At 69.5% G+C, this 15,093-nt stretch carries 16 protein-coding genes; 13 read left to right on the forward strand and 3 right to left on the reverse strand.

Going from position 1 to position 15,093, the window contains the following annotated elements; all coding sequences use genetic code 11:
• Nucleotides 1-3: 3 nt before the first annotated feature.
• Together RCP38_RS08215 and RCP38_RS08220 are read right to left on the reverse strand one after the other, a co-directional pair.
• Nucleotides 4-267, reverse strand: a complete 264-nt coding sequence (locus RCP38_RS08215) for a DUF5703 family protein (RefSeq protein ID WP_308476610.1) — start codon at nucleotides 265-267, stop codon at nucleotides 4-6.
• Nucleotides 264-1,244 carry an SMP-30/gluconolactonase/LRE family protein gene (locus RCP38_RS08220; RefSeq protein WP_308477122.1) on the reverse strand — a complete coding sequence of 327 codons (981 nt, stop codon included), beginning with the start codon at nucleotides 1,242-1,244 and terminating at the stop codon, nucleotides 264-266. The genes RCP38_RS08215 and RCP38_RS08220 overlap by 4 nt, the downstream gene beginning before the upstream one ends.
• Nucleotides 1,245-1,374: 130 nt before the next feature.
• Here RCP38_RS08220 and RCP38_RS08225 point away from each other — a divergent pair, with 130 nt between their 5' ends.
• The 8 genes from RCP38_RS08225 (at nucleotide 1,375) to RCP38_RS08260 (ending at nucleotide 7,750) form a co-directional block, all read left to right on the forward strand.
• Complete coding sequence (locus RCP38_RS08225) at nucleotides 1,375-1,668, forward strand: hypothetical protein (protein WP_308476611.1); 294 nt, start codon at nucleotides 1,375-1,377, stop codon at nucleotides 1,666-1,668.
• 45 nt (nucleotides 1,669-1,713) lie between these two features.
• The gene (locus RCP38_RS08230; protein ID WP_308477123.1) at nucleotides 1,714-2,568 is read left to right on the forward strand and encodes an undecaprenyl-diphosphate phosphatase; all 855 of its coding nucleotides are present in this window, start codon (nucleotides 1,714-1,716) and stop codon (nucleotides 2,566-2,568) included.
• Nucleotides 2,565-3,251 (forward strand): histidine phosphatase family protein, encoded by a 687-nt coding sequence (locus tag RCP38_RS08235; RefSeq protein ID WP_308476613.1) that lies wholly within the window; start codon nucleotides 2,565-2,567, stop codon nucleotides 3,249-3,251. The genes RCP38_RS08230 and RCP38_RS08235 overlap by 4 nt, the downstream gene beginning before the upstream one ends.
• 50 nt (nucleotides 3,252-3,301) lie before the next feature.
• Nucleotides 3,302-3,895 (forward strand): DUF3090 domain-containing protein, encoded by a 594-nt coding sequence (locus RCP38_RS08240; protein WP_308476614.1) that lies wholly within the window; start codon nucleotides 3,302-3,304, stop codon nucleotides 3,893-3,895.
• Complete coding sequence (locus tag RCP38_RS08245) at nucleotides 3,879-4,700, forward strand: SCO1664 family protein (protein WP_308476616.1); 822 nt, start codon at nucleotides 3,879-3,881, stop codon at nucleotides 4,698-4,700. The genes RCP38_RS08240 and RCP38_RS08245 overlap by 17 nt, the downstream gene beginning before the upstream one ends.
• A 67-nt stretch (nucleotides 4,701-4,767) precedes the next feature.
• Complete coding sequence (locus RCP38_RS08250; protein ID WP_308476618.1) at nucleotides 4,768-5,553, forward strand: 3'(2'),5'-bisphosphate nucleotidase CysQ; 786 nt, start codon at nucleotides 4,768-4,770, stop codon at nucleotides 5,551-5,553.
• Nucleotides 5,554-5,608: 55 nt separating this feature from the next.
• Nucleotides 5,609-6,844 (forward strand): cysteine--1-D-myo-inosityl 2-amino-2-deoxy-alpha-D-glucopyranoside ligase, encoded by a 1,236-nt coding sequence (mshC, locus tag RCP38_RS08255; RefSeq protein WP_308476620.1) that lies wholly within the window; start codon nucleotides 5,609-5,611, stop codon nucleotides 6,842-6,844.
• 30 nt (nucleotides 6,845-6,874) lie between these two features.
• A complete protein-coding gene (locus RCP38_RS08260; protein WP_308476622.1) occupies nucleotides 6,875-7,750 on the forward strand; it encodes an SDR family oxidoreductase in 876 nt (291 codons plus the stop codon).
• Between the two features lie 9 nt (nucleotides 7,751-7,759).
• Here RCP38_RS08260 and RCP38_RS08265 read toward each other — a convergent pair whose 3' ends face one another.
• Complete coding sequence (locus RCP38_RS08265; RefSeq protein WP_308476623.1) at nucleotides 7,760-8,626, reverse strand: PAC2 family protein; 867 nt, start codon at nucleotides 8,624-8,626, stop codon at nucleotides 7,760-7,762.
• A gap of 203 nt (nucleotides 8,627-8,829) precedes the next feature.
• On the opposite strand from RCP38_RS08265, the gene metH reads away from it, so the two are divergent.
• The 5 genes from metH to RCP38_RS08290 all read left to right on the forward strand — a co-directional run bounded on the left by metH (nucleotide 8,830) and on the right by RCP38_RS08290 (nucleotide 15,090).
• A complete protein-coding gene (gene metH, locus RCP38_RS08270) occupies nucleotides 8,830-12,555 on the forward strand; it encodes a methionine synthase (RefSeq protein ID WP_308476624.1) in 3,726 nt (1,241 codons plus the stop codon).
• 29 nt (nucleotides 12,556-12,584) lie between these two features.
• A complete protein-coding gene (locus tag RCP38_RS08275; RefSeq protein WP_308477124.1) occupies nucleotides 12,585-13,313 on the forward strand; it encodes an HAD family hydrolase in 729 nt (242 codons plus the stop codon).
• A gap of 79 nt (nucleotides 13,314-13,392) precedes the next feature.
• Nucleotides 13,393-13,674 (forward strand): phosphoribosyl-ATP diphosphatase, encoded by a 282-nt coding sequence (locus RCP38_RS08280; RefSeq protein WP_308476625.1) that lies wholly within the window; start codon nucleotides 13,393-13,395, stop codon nucleotides 13,672-13,674.
• A gap of 2 nt (nucleotides 13,675-13,676) precedes the next feature.
• Nucleotides 13,677-14,537: an ATP phosphoribosyltransferase gene (gene hisG / locus RCP38_RS08285; RefSeq protein WP_308476627.1), complete on the forward strand. Its 861-nt coding sequence runs from the start codon at nucleotides 13,677-13,679 to the stop codon at nucleotides 14,535-14,537.
• 70 nt (nucleotides 14,538-14,607) lie between these two features.
• Entirely contained in the window at nucleotides 14,608-15,090 is a 483-nt protein-coding gene (locus RCP38_RS08290; protein ID WP_308476629.1) for a DUF4126 family protein, read from the forward strand.
• Nucleotides 15,091-15,093 lie beyond the last annotated feature (3 nt).

Consider the following 15,093-nt stretch of genomic DNA (forward strand, 5'->3'; position numbering starts at 1 on the left):
GGATTACAGGCCCGGCTGGTCGACGCAGCGGCCGGTACCGGCCGGGTTCACAGCAGACTTCTTGCGGCGCAGCAGAACCCGCCTGCTTCCGTCGGTGTACAACCGCACTCGGGTCAGCTCCCAACCTCGGTACTCGGCTTCGATGGACAACCGCGTCGATGCCCCGATCCGGGTGACCTCCGGGGGCAGGCGCAGCGGAATCCACTCGTAGTCATCGGATAAGTCGGTATCCCAGCCGGCCGGCAGCCGGCCCCGCCGCACGGTCACCGTGGCCTCGCATCGGCGATCACCTGGACTCCGTCCCCCGAGCCCGACACCGCGTACAGGGTGCCCGACGTGTCGTCGAAGACGAGGGTATTGGGTTGCTGCACGGTCGGATAGCGAACCTTCTCCACGGGGATTCCGGTGGTCAGATCGTATCCGACCACGGTGTTCGTGCCGGTCTGCGACACCCAGGCGAAGCCGCCCGATCCGGTCAGCCCGTACGGGGCGTGCGGCACCGGATAGTCCTGATGCAGCATCAGCGGGCCCACGCCGTACACCAGCAGTCGGCCGCCGCGGGTGTCCGCGGCCAGCAGCGGGCCGTCCGGGGCGATGGCCAGCGTCGTCGCGCCCTGCCCCGCTCGCAGGGCGTACTGCGGTTTGCCGTCGGTGTTGAGGGACGTCACCGACGTCTGGCCGCGGTCGAGCACCACCGCGATATCGCCCTGCGTGACGATCTCGTCGACCCGGGCGAAGATCTTGGTCCGTTCGGCGGTGGTGGTGCCGTCGGACGCCAGGGTGTAGACCGCGCCGTCGGCACTGCCCAACACCAGGCGCCCGTCGGCGCGCCGGGCGATCGCGGTGAAGTCGACATCGGCGGCACCGTCGACGTCGATCCGGGTGACGCCGCGCCCGGCCAGGTCGACCACGACGTAGCCCCCGCGACCGGACAGGTAGGCGTGTCCCGCGCCGTCGCCGGCCAGGGCGCTCGCCGGTCCGGGCAGGGTCACCGCGGGGGTGGTCCGGCCCGTCGGGCTCACCAGATCGACGGTGGCCGGGGCCTGCGCGTCGGGCCCGGGCGACAGCACCGCCAGCAGCCCGGTGGCCGCGTCGAACACCGCGGCCGTCGCTCGGCCGGACAGCGGGCGCACGGTGCCCGCCGGCCGTTCGGCGGCGGCCGGGGAGACGGCGGGCTCGGCCGGCGCGATCGTCGGCGGGGCGATGCTGATGGGGCCGGACGAGCACGCCGTGAGCAGCAGCATTGGCAACAACAGGCCCGCAAGACTCAGGCGGGAGGGGCGCTTCAGCACGCACCGATTCTAAGGAAGGCGGCCAGGTGAACGCGGCATGTCCTCCGCAGCCATAAGTTTGCTCAGGTGTAACGTCGCGGACATGACTGTGGCCAAGGACTGGCAACTGGCATGTCCGGAGTTCTTCATCGAAGAGATCTGGACCGGCGCGTTCGCCAGCGGATTCGGTGAGGTCGGTGACGGCCGCACCTTCTCCTTCCGCACCGAGGACCAGAAGCTGGTGGTCGACGTCTACCGGCCCGGCCTGCCCGGCCCGGTCCCGCACGACGAAGACGTGGTGGCCACGGCCAGTCGGCGGCTGTTCGAGATCGACGTCGCCGACGAACGCAGCCTGTCGGCGGCGGTCCGCGACGTGGTGTCCGAGCTGACCCGCTGACCCCAGCCCGGTACGGTCGTCGTCGTGTCGGTAGCCCAGGCCGTGATGTCGTGGCCGCAAGTAATCGTCCTGGCGATCGTTCAGGGCCTCACCGAATTCCTGCCGGTCTCCTCATCGGGGCATCTGGCGCTGGTCTCGCGGTTGTTCTTCGCCGGTGACGCCGGGGCCTCGTTCACCGCGGTCACCCAACTGGGGACCGAGGTCGCGGTGCTGGTCTATTTCGCCAAGGACATCGCCCGGATCGCCACCGCCTGGCTGTCCGGGGTGATGTCGGCGCTGGCCAAGACCCCGCTGGCCGAGGAGCGGCGGACCGACTACCGGATGGGCTGGTACGTCATCATCGGCACCATCCCGATCTGCGTGCTGGGCCTGGTGTTCAAAGACCAGATCCGGTCCGGCGTCCGCAACCTGTGGGTGGTGGCCACCGCGCTGGTGGTGTTCGCCGTGGTGATCGCGGTAGCCGAGTACTTCGGCAAGCAGACCCGCCGCGCCGAGCAGCTGACCTGGCGCGACGCGGTCCTGGTGGGCTCGGCGCAGACGTTGGCGCTGGTGCCGGGGGTCTCCCGATCCGGTGCGACCATCAGCGCCGGGCTGTTCGCCGGACTGGACCGCGAACTGGCCGCCCGGTTCGGCTTCCTGCTGGCCATCCCCGCGGTGTTCGCCTCCGGGCTGTTCTCCTTGCCCGACGCCTTCCACCCCTCCGGCGAGGGGATGAGCGCCACCGGGCCGCAACTGCTGGTGGCCACCCTGATCGCCTTCGCGGTGGGCTGGGCGGCGATCGCCTGGTTCCTGAAGTTCCTGATCACCCACAGCATGTACTGGTTCGTCGGGTACCGGATCATCGCCGGGACGACGATCCTGATCCTGCTGGGCACCGGCGTGCTGGCGGCATCGACGTGACGGTCATCCTGCTGCGGCACGGCCGCTCCACCGCCAACACCTCCGGGGTGCTGGCCGGTCGCAGTGCGGGCGTCGACCTCGACGACCGCGGCCGGAAGCAGGCGGCGCAACTCGTCGCCCGACTCGACGGCCTGCCGATCAAGGCGCTGGTGCGTTCACCGCTGCTGCGCTGCCGCAGCACCCTCGAACCGCTGGCCGGGGCGCTGGCATTGGAGCCGCTGGTCGACGACCGGCTCGCCGAGGTCGACTACGGCTCCTGGACCGGACGCAAGCTCACCGAACTGGTCTCCGAACCGCTGTGGCGGGTGGTGCAGGCCCAACCCAGTGCGGCGATCTTCCCCGACGGCGAGGGCCTGGCGCAGGTGCAGGCCCGTGCCGTCGCCGCGGTCCGCGACCACGACCGCGCACTGGCCGCCGAGCACGGCGCCGACGTGCTGTGGGTGGCGTGCACCCACGGCGACGTCATCAAAGCCGTGATCGCCGACGCGCTCGGTGTGCACCTCGACGGTTTCCAGCGGATCACCGCCGACCCGGCGTCGGCCAGCGTGATCCGCTACACGCCGTTGCGCCCGTTCGTCATCCACGTCAATCACACCGGCGCATCGTTGGCCGCCACGGTGCGCGATGCACCGCCGGACACCGGTCACGACAGTGCCGCCGTGGTCGGCGGGACCACCACCTAGTCGACGGTGATACCGGCATCCGCCGTTGCTGCCGGTATTTTGGAGTTGCCATGTCCCGAGCCATCCATGTCTTCCGCACCCCCGACCGCTTCGTGGCCGGGACCGTCGGCCAACCCGGAAACCGCACCTTCTACCTGCAGGCCGTGCATCAGGAGCGGGTGGTCTCGGTGGTGCTGGAGAAGCAACAGGTCGCGGTGCTGGCCGAGCGCATCGGTGCGCTGTTGCTGGAGGTGCACCGCCGATTCGGCACGCCGGTACCACCCGAGCCCACCGAGATCGACGACCTGAGCCCGCTGGTGACGCCGGTGGAGGCCGAATTCCGGGTAGGGACCATGGGGTTGGGCTGGGACTCCGAGGCGCAGACCGTGGTGGTGGAGTTGCTCGCGGTCAGCGACACCGAGTTCGATGCGTCGGTGGTGCTCGACGACACCGAGGACGGCCCCGACGCGGTGCGGGTATTCCTGACCCCGGAGTCCGCCCGCCAGTTCGCCACCCGCTCCAACCGGGTCATCTCGGCGGGTCGGCCGCCGTGTCCGCTCTGCGAGGAACCCCTGGACCCGGCCGGCCACATCTGCGTTCGCACCAACGGCTATCGGCGGGGAGCGTTCGGGTCCGACGACGAGCCCGATGACCCCGTCATCTGACGACCGGGCGGCGTTGCGCTCCGGGGAACTGCAGATCCTCGGCCGGATCCGGTCGGCCAGCAACGCCACCTTCCTGTGCGAGGCATCGCTGGGGGAGCATCGCCTGCACTGCGTGTACAAACCGGTCGCCGGCGAGCAACCGCTGTGGGACTTTCCCGACGGCACCTTGGCCGGCCGCGAGCTGGGCGCGCATCTGATCTCGGCGGAACTGGGCTGGAATCTGGTGCCCTACACCATTATTCGGGACGGACCTGCCGGGCCGGGGATGGTGCAGCGGTGGGTGGATCAACCCCAGGACGACGAAGACGGCGAAGCCCCCGCACTCGGGTTGGTGGACGTCGTGCCCGCCGGCGACCTCCCGGCCGGCTACCTGCCGGTGCTGCAGGCCTACGGCCACGACGGCGAACCGGTCACCCTGGTGCACGCCGACGACGCCCGGCTGCGGCGGCTGGCCATCTTCGACGTGGTGATCAACAACGCCGACCGCAAGGGCGGACACGTGCTGTCGGGTACCGACGGCCGCGTCTACGGCGTCGACCACGGGGTGAGCCTGCACACCCAGGACAAGCTGCGCACCGTGCTGTGGGGCTGGGCGGGCAAGTCGGTGGCCGACCTCGACGCCGAGGCGCTGCCGGCGCTGGCCGGGCTGCTGGCCGCCCTGGACGGTCCGCTGGCCGACGCCCTGCGCCCGCACCTGACGGCCGAGGAGACCGACGCGCTGCGTCGGCGTGTCACCGACCTGCTGGCGCATCCGGTGATGCCCGGCCCCGACCGGCATCGCCCGATCCCGTGGCCGGCGTTCTAGGCGGACTCGCGGCCCACCGCCGTCCCCGCGCCGCTGGTCTGGCCCGGAGTCGGGAATACTGCCAAGGGTGACGCTGACCGACGCGGCATTAGCCGCCGAACTGGCCGTCGACGCCGGAAAGCTCCTCCTGGCGGTTCGTGACGAGGTGGGGTTCGAGCAGCCGTGGCATCTCGGCGACACCGGTGACGGGATGGCCAACCAGTTGATCCTGCGCGGGTTGCGTGAGGCGCGCCCCGACGACGCCGTACTCAGCGAGGAATCGCCGGACAACCTCAAGCGGCTGAACGCCGACCGGGTCTGGATCATCGATCCGCTCGACGGCACCCGCGAATTCACCATGCGCGGACGCGAGGACTGGGCGGTGCACATCGCGCTGTGGCAGCGCGGCGGGGCCGGCGGCGCCGGGGCCATCACCGATGCGGCGGTGTCGCTGCCGGCCTACGAGAACCGCAGCAACGTCGTATTCCGCACCGACACGGTCGCCGATCACCCCCGGGCCGCCGAGACCCCCGACCCCATCCGGATCGCCGTCAGTGCGTCCCGGATGCCCGGGTTCGTGCGCATCCTGCGCGAGGTGCTGCCGGTCGAACCGGTGTTGATGGGATCGGCGGGGGCCAAGGCGATGGCCGTGGTGCGCGGCGACGTGGACGCCTACCTGCACGCCGGCGGCCAGTGGGAGTGGGATTCGGCCGCTCCGGCCGGTGTGGTGCTGGCGGCCGGGCTGCACGCCTCCCGCATAGACGGCTCGCCGCTGCGCTACAACCGGCCCGACCCGTACCTGCCCGACCTGCTCATGTGCCGGCCCGACGTGGCGCCGCTGCTGCTCGACGCGATACGGCAGACGGTGCTGTAACCGTCGGGTTGATGCGGCGGTCTCCGCTTCCCGGTCGGGCTTTACAGTCGTGGGCATGCAATCGTGGTCCGCGCCGGCCGTTCCGGTCCTGCCCGGGCGCGGCCCCGCGCTGCGCCTCTATGACACCGCCGACCGCCAGGTCCGCCCGGTGGCGCCGGGTCCGACGGCCGGCATGTACGTCTGCGGCATCACCCCCTATGACGCCACCCACCTCGGCCACGCCGCCACCTACCTGGCGTTCGACCTGATCCACCGGCTCTGGCTGGACGCCGGGCACCAGGTCAACTACGTGCAGAACGTCACCGACGTCGACGACCCGCTGCTCGAGCGCGCCGAACGTGACGGCGTGGCCTGGGAAGCGCTCGCCGCCGACCAGGTCGAACTGTTCGCCGCCGACATGACCGCCTTGCGGGTGCTGCCGCCGCAGCACTACGTCGGCGCCACCGAGGCCATCGACGAGGTCGTCGAGGTGATCGAGAAGATGCTGGCCGCCGGAACGGCCTACGTCGTCGACGGTGAGCACGCCGACATCTACTACCGCGCGGACGCCACCACCCAGTTCGGCTACGAATCCGGGCTCGATCGGGCGACCATGTTGGAGCTGTTCGCCGAGCGCGGCGGCGACCCGGACCGGGCCGGTAAGGCCGATCCGCTCGACGCCCTGCTCTGGCGTGCCGCCCGCCCGGGCGAACCCAGTTGGCCCGCACCGTTCGGCGCGGGCCGGCCGGGCTGGCACGTCGAATGCGCCGCGATCGCGCTCACCCGGATCGGCTCCGGCATCGACGTTCAGGGCGGAGGTTCCGACCTCGTCTTCCCGCACCACGAGTTCTCGGCAGCACATGCCGAATCCCTCACCGGGGAACGACGTTTCGCCCGGCACTACGTGCATGCCGGGATGATCGGCTGGGACGGGCACAAGATGTCGAAGAGCCGCGGCAACCTGGTGCTGGTCTCCAAGCTGCGCGCCCAGGCCGTGGAACCCGCCGCGATCCGGCTGGGCCTGCTGTCCGGGCATTACCGCAGCGACCGGTTCTGGGACGACCAGACGCTGGCCGACGCCGGAACCCGCCTGCACCGCTGGCGCACCGCCACCGAGCTGCCGGCCGGCCCCGACGCCGCCGACGTCATCGGCCGGGTGCGGCGCTACCTCGCCGACGACCTGGACACGGTCAAGGCGCTGGCGGCGCTGGACGGCTGGGTCACCGACGCGCTGGAGTACGGCGGACACGACACCACGGCACCGGGTTCGGTGGCCGCCGCGGTCGATGCGCTGCTGGGCGTGACCCTGTAGCCCACCCCGCGGTGCGGGTAGGTTGAGTGAATGCCTTCGATTCACTCCCAAGTCGTGTTCATCACCGGCGGCGCGCACGGAATCGGTGCCGAGGTGGCCCGGCGACTGCACGCCCAGGGCGCCAAACTGGTGCTGACCGACCTGGACAAAGCCCAGCTCGAGAAGTTTGCCGACGAGCTCGGCGGGGACCGGGTGCTGACCGTCGCCGCCGACGTCCGGGACCTGGACGCCATGCAGGCCGCCGCCGATGCGGCCGTCGAACGGTTCGGCCGGATCGACACCGTGGTGGCCAACGCCGGCATCGCCAGCTACGGGTCGGTGCTCGGCGTCGACCCCGAGGCGTTCCGGCGGGTGATCGACGTCGACCTGGTCGGGGTGTTCCACACGGTGCGGGCGACGCTGCCGGCGGTCATCGAGCGGCGCGGGCACGTGCTGGTGGTGTCCTCGATGGCGGCGTTCGCCCCGCTGGCCGGAATGGCCTCCTACGACGCGGCCAAGGCCGGGGTGGAGCACTTCGCCAACGCCCTGCGCCAAGAAGTCGAATACCAGGGCGTGACGGTCGGAATCGCGCACATGGCCTGGATCGACACCGCCCTGGTGCGCGACAGCAAGGCCGACCTGGCGACCTTCCAGGAGACGCTGGCCAAGCTGCCCTGGCCGCTGAACAAGACCACCTCGGTGGACAAGTGCGTCGACGCGTTCGTCAAGGGCATTGAAGAGCGCCGCGCCCGGGTCTACTGTCCGGGCTGGGTGGGACTGTTCCGCTGGATCAAGCCGTTGCTGAACCTGCGGGTGATCGAATCGGCCATCACCAAGGACGTGCCGGACCTGCTGCCGCGGATGGATGCCGAAGTCGCCGCCCTGGGTCGCTCCACCAGCGCTTACAACGAGTCGATCGAGAAGTAGCCGCCCGGTTCAGCGTCGGCGTCGGCGCAGGTACTTCTCGAACTCGGCGGCCAGCGCGTCGCCGTCGATCTTGTTCAACGCTTCGGTCATGTCGACTTCGGCGTCGCCGCGTTCCTCCAGCGAGGCCACGTAGTCGGCGATCTCGTCGTCCTCGCTGGCCATCTCGGTGACCGCCAGCTCCCACTCCTCGGCCTGCTCCGGCAGGTCACCCAGGGGAACCTCGATGTCGAGGGCGTCCTCGACGCGCTGCAGCAGGGCGACGGTGGCCTTGGGGTTGGGGGGCTGCGAGACGTAGTGCGGGACCGCCGCCCAGAACGTGACCGCCGGGATTCCGGCCGCCACGCAGGCGTCCTGGAACACCCCGGTGATGCCGGTCGGGCCTTCGTAGCGGGTCTCGGTCAGCCCGAAACGGGTCGCCGACTCCGACGAATACGCCGCCCCCGACACCGGCACCGGCCGGGTGTGGGGCGTGTCGGCCAGCAGCGCTCCCAGGATCACCACGGTGTCGACATCGAGCTTTTCGATGACCGCCAGCAGTTCGGCGCAGAACGACCGCCAGCGCATATTCGGCTCGACGCCGTGCATCAGCACGATGTCGCGTTCGCTGCCCGGCGGCCGGCAGTGCGAGATGCGCATCGACGGCCACACCAGTTCCCGGGTGACACCGTCGAGCTGACGGATCACCGGCCGATTCACCTGGTAGTCGTAGTAGGACTCGTCGTCGATCTCGACGATCAGGCGAGCCTCCCAGATGCTGATGAGGTGCTGCACCGCATCGCTGGCGGCGTCGCCGGCGTCGTTCCAGCCTTCGAACGCCGCCACGACGATGGTGTCGCGCAGGTCGGGGAGGGCAGTGCCGTCGTCGGGTCGGGTCACAGAATCAGCCTACGGCGTGGACAAAGTTCCCGGGTCCGACCGGACCGGCCGCGTCGGCCTCCATCTCGGGCCGTTGGTCTCGGCATCGGACGACAACGTAGACTTTCCACCGTCGAGAGGCGTTGCAACGGTTCGCCGGGGTCTGCCGGTAGCCGCCACGCTCGACAGAGTTAAGGACGCCTTCCGCCACGGAAGGAGCCCGCGTGAATACATTTGAGCCACACATCCGGCCCGACTGCACCGACGAGCTGACCGCTGCGCTGCAACGACGGATCGTGGTGATCGACGGCGCGATGGGCACGGCCATTCAGCGGGATCGGCCGGATGAGGCGGGCTACCGCGGCGAGCGGTTCAAGGACTGGCCGAGTCCACTGCAGGGCAACAACGACCTGCTCAACCTGACGCAGCCGCAGATCATCGAGGGCATTCATCGCGAGTACCTCGAGGCCGGTGCGGACATCCTGGAGACCAACACGTTCAACGCGACCACGATCTCGCTCGGTGACTACGAGATGCAGTCGTTGGCCTACGAGCTGAACTACGTCGGTGCCGCGCTGGCCCGCAAGGCGGCCGACGCGTACAGCACCGCCGACAAGCCCCGCTACGTCGCCGGTGCCATCGGGCCGACGACGCGGACGGCGTCGATCTCGCCGGACGTCAACGACCCCGGCGCCCGCAACATCTCCTACGACCAACTGGTGACCGCCTACCTCGAGGCCGCCAACGGCCTGGTCGACGGCGGCGCGGACATCCTGCTGATCGAGACCATCTTCGACTCGCTGAACTCCAAGGCCGCGGTGTTCGCCGTCGAGACGCTGTTCGAGGAACGCGGTCGCCGCTGGCCGGTCATCATCTCCGGCACCATCACCGACGCCTCCGGGCGCACGCTGTCGGGTCAGGTCACCGAGGCGTTCTGGAACTCGATCCGGCACGCCAGGCCGATCGCGGTGGGCCTCAACTGCGCCTTGGGTGCGCCGGAGATGCGGCCCTACATCGCCGAGATGTCGCGGATCGCCGACACCTTCGTGTCCTGCTACCCGAACGCCGGGCTGCCCAACGCCTTCGGTGAGTACGACGAGGACCCCGAGCATCAGGCCGGCTACATCGCGGAGTTCGCCGACGCCGGCCTGGTCAACCTGGTCGGGGGTTGCTGCGGAACCGCGCCGGAGCACATCGCCGAGATCGCCAAGGTCGTCGAGGGCAAGAAGCCGCGGCAGGTGCCGACCATCGAGGTCGCCACCCGGCTCTCGGGCCTGGAACCGCTGAACATCACCGACGACTCACTCTTCGTCAACATCGGTGAACGTACCAACATCACCGGTTCCGCCCGGTTCCGCAATCTGATCAAGGCCGAGGACTACGACACCGCGCTGTCGGTGGCCCTGCAGCAGGTGGAGGTCGGTGCGCAGGTCATCGACATCAACATGGACGAGGGCATGATCGACGGCGTCGCCGCGATGGACCGGTTCACCAAACTGGTCGCCGCCGAACCCGACATCAGCCGCATCCCGGTGATGATCGACTCCTCCAAATGGGAGGTCATCGAGGCGGGCCTGAAGAACGTGCAGGGCAAGCCGATCGTCAACTCGATCTCCATGAAGGAGGGCGAGGAGAAGTTCATCCGCGAGGCCCGGCTGTGCCGCAAGTACGGCGCCGCCGTCGTCGTGATGGCCTTCGACGAGCAGGGCCAGGCCGACAATCTGGAGCGCCGCAAGGAGATCTGCGGGCGCGCCTACCGGATCCTGACCGAGGAGGTCGGCTTCCCGGCCGAGGACATCATCTTCGACCCGAACTGCTTCGCGCTGGCCACCGGCATCGAGGAGCACGCCACCTACGGGATCGACTTCATCGAGGCCTGCGCCTGGATCAAGGAGAACCTGCCCGGGGTGCACATCTCCGGCGGCATCTCCAACGTGTCGTTCTCGTTCCGCGGCAACAACCCGGTCCGCGAGGCGATCCACGCGGTGTTCCTGTTCCACGCCATCAAGGCCGGCCTGGACATGGGCATCGTCAACGCCGGCGCGCTGGTGCCCTACGACTCGATCGACCCCGAACTGCGGGAGCGGATCGAAGACGTCGTGCTGAACCGTCGCGAGGACGCCGCGGAACGGCTGCTGGAGATCGCCGAGCGATTCAACTCCTCGGAGAAGGGCGAAGATCCCGCGGCGGCCGAGTGGCGCGGTCTCCCGGTCCGCGAGCGGATCACCCACGCGCTGGTCAAGGGCATCGACGCCCACGTCGACGAGGACACCGAGGAACTGCGGGCGCAGATCGCGGCCGCGGGCGGCCGTCCGATCGAGGTCATCGAGGGCCCGCTGATGGACGGTATGAACGTCGTCGGCGATCTGTTCGGTGCGGGCAAGATGTTCCTGCCCCAGGTGGTGAAGTCGGCCCGGGTGATGAAAAAGGCGGTGGCATACCTGCTTCCGTTCATCGAGGCGGAGAAGCAGCCCGGCGAAGCCGAACACACCAACGGCACCATCGTGATGGCCACGGTCAAGGGCGACGTCCACGACATCGGCAAGAACATCGTCGGCGTGGTGCTGCAGTGCAACAACTACACCGTGGTCGATCTGGGTGTGATGGTGCCCGCCGAGAAGATCCTGGCCGCGGCCAAGGAGTACGACGCCGACGTCGTCGGGCTCTCCGGGCTGATCACCCCGTCACTGGAGGAGATGGCCGGGTTCGCCGCCGAGATGGAACGCGAAGGCCTGGAGATCCCACTCCTGATCGGCGGTGCGACCACCTCGAGTGCCCACACCGCGGTGAAGATCGCACCGCGCCGCAGCGCACCGGTGATCTGGGTCAAGGACGCGTCGCGGTCGGTTCCGGTCGTCGCCGCGCTGCTCGACGACAAGCAACGCCCGGCGCTGCTGGAGCAGACCGCGGCCGACTACGCGTCGCTGCGGGCACGGCACGCCCAGAAGAACGAGCGGCCGATGGTGCCGCTGGAGAAGGCCCGCGCGAACCGGACGCCGATCGAGTGGGACGGCTACACGCCGCCGGTGCCCGTGCAGGGGCTGGGCGTGCGGGAATTCCTCGACTACGACCTGTCGGAGTTGCGCGAGTTCATCGACTGGCAGCCGTTCTTCAACGCCTGGGAGATGAAGGGCCGTTTCCCCGACATCCTCAACAACCCGGCGTCGGGCGAGGCCGCGCGCAAGCTCTACGACGACGCCCAGCAGATGCTCGACCGGGCGATCGCGGAGAAGTGGCTGACGGCCAACGCGGTGATCGGCTTCTTCCCGGCCAACGCGGTCGGTGACGACGTCGAGGTCTACACCGACGACACCCGCACCGAGGTGTTGACCGTGTTCCACAACCTGCGCCAGCAGGGCGCGCACCGCGCCGGCATCCCGAACCGGTCGCTGGGCGACTTCATCGCCCCGAAGGAGACGGGACTGGCCGACTACATCGGCGCCTTCGCCGTCACCGCCGGGCTCGGAAGCCAGGAGAAGATCGCCGAGTTCAAAGCGGACCTCGACGACTACAGTGCGATCCTGCTGGAATCGGTCGCCGACCGGCTGGCGGAGGCCTTCGCCGAACGGATGCACCAGCGGGTGCGCAAGGAGTTCTGGGGATTCCAACCCGACGAAGCCCTGGACAACGACGCACTGATCGCCGAGAAGTATCAGGGCATCCGCCCCGCACCCGGCTATCCGGCCTGCCCCGAGCACACCGAGAAGGCGACCATCTGGAAGTTGATGGACGTTCAGGAGCGCACCCGCATCGAGCTGACCGACTCGATGGCGATGTGGCCCGGCGCCGCGGTCAGCGGCCTGTATTTCTCGCACCCGCAGTCGCAGTACTTCGTGATCGGCCGGCTGGCCCAGGACCAGGTCGCCGACTACGCCAAGCGCAAGGGCTGGACGCTGCCCGAAGCCGAACGCTGGCTGGCGTCCAACCTCGGCTACAACCCGGAGGACTGAGTCCCGGGAATGCTGGGCTGATGGCTACCTTGCGGGCGGTGCTGTGCGACATGGACGGCACCCTGGTCGACTCCGAGAAGATCTGGGACGTCGCGATGGAGGCGCTCTACGACCGTCTCGGTGGCGTGCTGACACCGGAGGTTCGGGCGTCGACGGTCGGCGGTTGCGCCGAGGACACCATGCGGATCGTCTACGACGACCTGGGACTGGACCACGAGCCGGCGGCCATGGCGGAGTCGGCGCGCTGGATGCACGCCTACACCGGTGAACTGTTCGACGCCGGGTTGCCCTGGTGCGCCGGTGCACGGGAGCTGCTCGACGCCCTGACCGCCGCTGCGGTGCCGACCGCGCTGGTCACCAATACTCCGCGGGCGCTGGCCGAGCGGGCGCTGGGCAGCATCGGCCGGCACTATTTCGCGGCGGTGGTCTGCGGTGACGAGGTGCCCGCCGGCAAGCCGGCGCCGGACCCGTACCTCCGGGCCGCCGAGCTGTTGGGGCTGGATCCGCGGAGTTGCCTGGCCGTGGAGGACTCACCGACCGGGGCCGCGGCGGCCGAGGCAGCCGGCTGCCCGGTGCTGGTGGTCCCCAATGCGCTGCCGGTGCCCGACGGACCGCTGCGGCATCGGGTCGGCTCGCTGGCCGGTCTGGCGGTGGCGGACCTGCACGCCGTCCACGGCGGGCTCGCCGGTGGATCTTCCTTGCGCGAGCGCGCGTCACTCCCGCGCGAGCGCGCGTGTTTGCCCGCAGACACGCCGTAAAAGCTGTACAACTGCGCACGCCCACGCCGGCCGCGGAATGCCCGCGCACCGAAACTGCCGTCAACCCCGCCGACGCGGCATGAAACAATCGCTGCTCGTGAAGACCTTCGAGGAGCTGTTCGCCGAACTGGGTGAGCGTGCCGCCACCCGCCCGGCCGGCAGCGCCACCGTGGCGGCGCTGGACGCCGGTGTGCACACCGTCTGCAAGAAGATCCTGGAGGAGGCCGGCGAGGTATGGCTGGCCGCCGAGCACGAGTCCGACGACGCGCTGGCCGGTGAGATCAGCCAGCTGCTGTATTGGACCCAGGTGCTGATGATCTCGCGCGGTCTGACACTGGCCGACGTCTACGGAAAGCTGTGACCATGTTGCGTGTCGCCGTCCCCAACAAGGGGGCGCTCAGTGAGTCGGCCGCGGCGATGCTCGCCGAGGCCGGCTACCGCAGGCGTGCCGACGCCAAGGACCTGACCGTCATCGACCCGGGCAACAAGGTCGAATTCTTCTTCCTGCGCCCCAAGGACATCGCGATCTACGTCGGATCCGGGGAACTGGACTTCGGGATCACCGGGCGTGACCTGGCGGCGGAGTCCGGTGCGCCGGTGGCCGAACGGTTGGCGTTGGGCTTCGGATCCTCGCGATTCCGCTACGCCGCGCCCGCCGGACGCGACTGGGCCGTCACCGATCTCGCCGGCAAGCGCATCGCCACGGCCTACCCGAATCTGGTCCGCAAAGACCTGGCTGCCAAGGACATCGAGGCGACCGTCATCCGACTGGACGGGGCGGTGGAGATCTCCATCCAGCTCGGGGTGGCCGACGCGATCGCCGACGTGGTGGGCTCCGGACGGACACTGCGCCAGCACGGCCTGGTGGCTTTCGGTGAGTCGCTGTGCGATTCGGAAGCGGTGTTGATCGAGGGGGCCCGGGCCAACGGTCGCAGCGCCGAGACCGCGGCCGCCCGCGACCAACTGGCGGCCCGCGTTCAGGGCGTCGTCTTCGGCCAGCAGTACCTGATGTTGGACTACGACTGCCCGCGTGAACTGCTCGACCGTGCCGCCGCGATCACCCCCGGCCTGGAGTCGCCGACCATCGCGCCGCTGGCCGACCCGGACTGGGCGGCGGTGCGCGCCTTGGTGCCGCGGCGCGAGGTCAACGCGATCATGGACGAATTGGCGGCCATCGGGGCGAAGGCCATTCTGGCCTCGGACATCAGATTCTGCCGATTTTAAGCAGTCCCGGTGACTCGGGCGTTGCCGTGTTAGCGTCCGGTGATCGGCTCGTGCGGACTGGGAGGTTCAGGTGACGCATTTCATCGTGCTGGTGCTCGCCCTCGGTATCGGTGCCGTTGCCGGACTGCGTGCCTTCACCGCACCCGCGGTCATGGCCTGGGCCGCCGCGCTGCACTGGATCAACCTCGACGGCACCTGGGTGCAGTGGCTGAGCCACCCCGCGACGGTAACCGTCCTGACGCTGCTTGCGGTCGTCGAACTGGCCAACGACAAATTGGCCCGCACCCCCAGTCGTACAGTGCCCGTGCAGTTCGCCGCCCGGATCCTGTTGGGCGGCTTCGCCGGCGCGGTGCTCGGTACCGCCTGGAACTTCACCTGGACCGCTCTCGGCGCGGCGATGATCGGCGCCGTGTTCGGCACGCTGATCGGTCTGGCCATGCGGCAGCGGCTGGTCGCCGCCCACGACGGTCACGGCCTGCCGATCGCGTTGCTGGAGGACAGCGTCGCGGTGTTGGGCGGGCTGGCGATCGCCGCGTTGACCGCGGTGGCCTGAGCC

Origin of the sequence: Mycolicibacter sp. MU0083 (genome assembly GCF_963378075.1) — a bacterium.
Lineage (GTDB): Bacteria > Actinomycetota > Actinomycetes > Mycobacteriales > Mycobacteriaceae > Mycobacterium > Mycobacterium kokjensenii.

Coding starts and splice junctions, on each gene's coding strand:
- RCP38_RS08220 (WP_308477122.1), bottom strand. CDS start 1,244: ATGCTGCTGCTCACGGCGTGCTCGTCCGGCCCCATCAGCATCGCCCCG.
- RCP38_RS08225 (WP_308476611.1), top strand. CDS start 1,375: ATGACTGTGGCCAAGGACTGGCAACTGGCATGTCCGGAGTTCTTCATC.
- RCP38_RS08230 (WP_308477123.1), top strand. CDS start 1,714: ATGTCGTGGCCGCAAGTAATCGTCCTGGCGATCGTTCAGGGCCTCACC.
- RCP38_RS08240 (WP_308476614.1), top strand. CDS start 3,302: ATGTCCCGAGCCATCCATGTCTTCCGCACCCCCGACCGCTTCGTGGCC.
- RCP38_RS08245 (WP_308476616.1), top strand. CDS start 3,879: ATGACCCCGTCATCTGACGACCGGGCGGCGTTGCGCTCCGGGGAACTG.
- mshC (WP_308476620.1), top strand. CDS start 5,609: ATGCAATCGTGGTCCGCGCCGGCCGTTCCGGTCCTGCCCGGGCGCGGC.
- RCP38_RS08260 (WP_308476622.1), top strand. CDS start 6,875: ATGCCTTCGATTCACTCCCAAGTCGTGTTCATCACCGGCGGCGCGCAC.
- RCP38_RS08280 (WP_308476625.1), top strand. CDS start 13,393: ATGAAACAATCGCTGCTCGTGAAGACCTTCGAGGAGCTGTTCGCCGAA.
- hisG (WP_308476627.1), top strand. CDS start 13,677: ATGTTGCGTGTCGCCGTCCCCAACAAGGGGGCGCTCAGTGAGTCGGCC.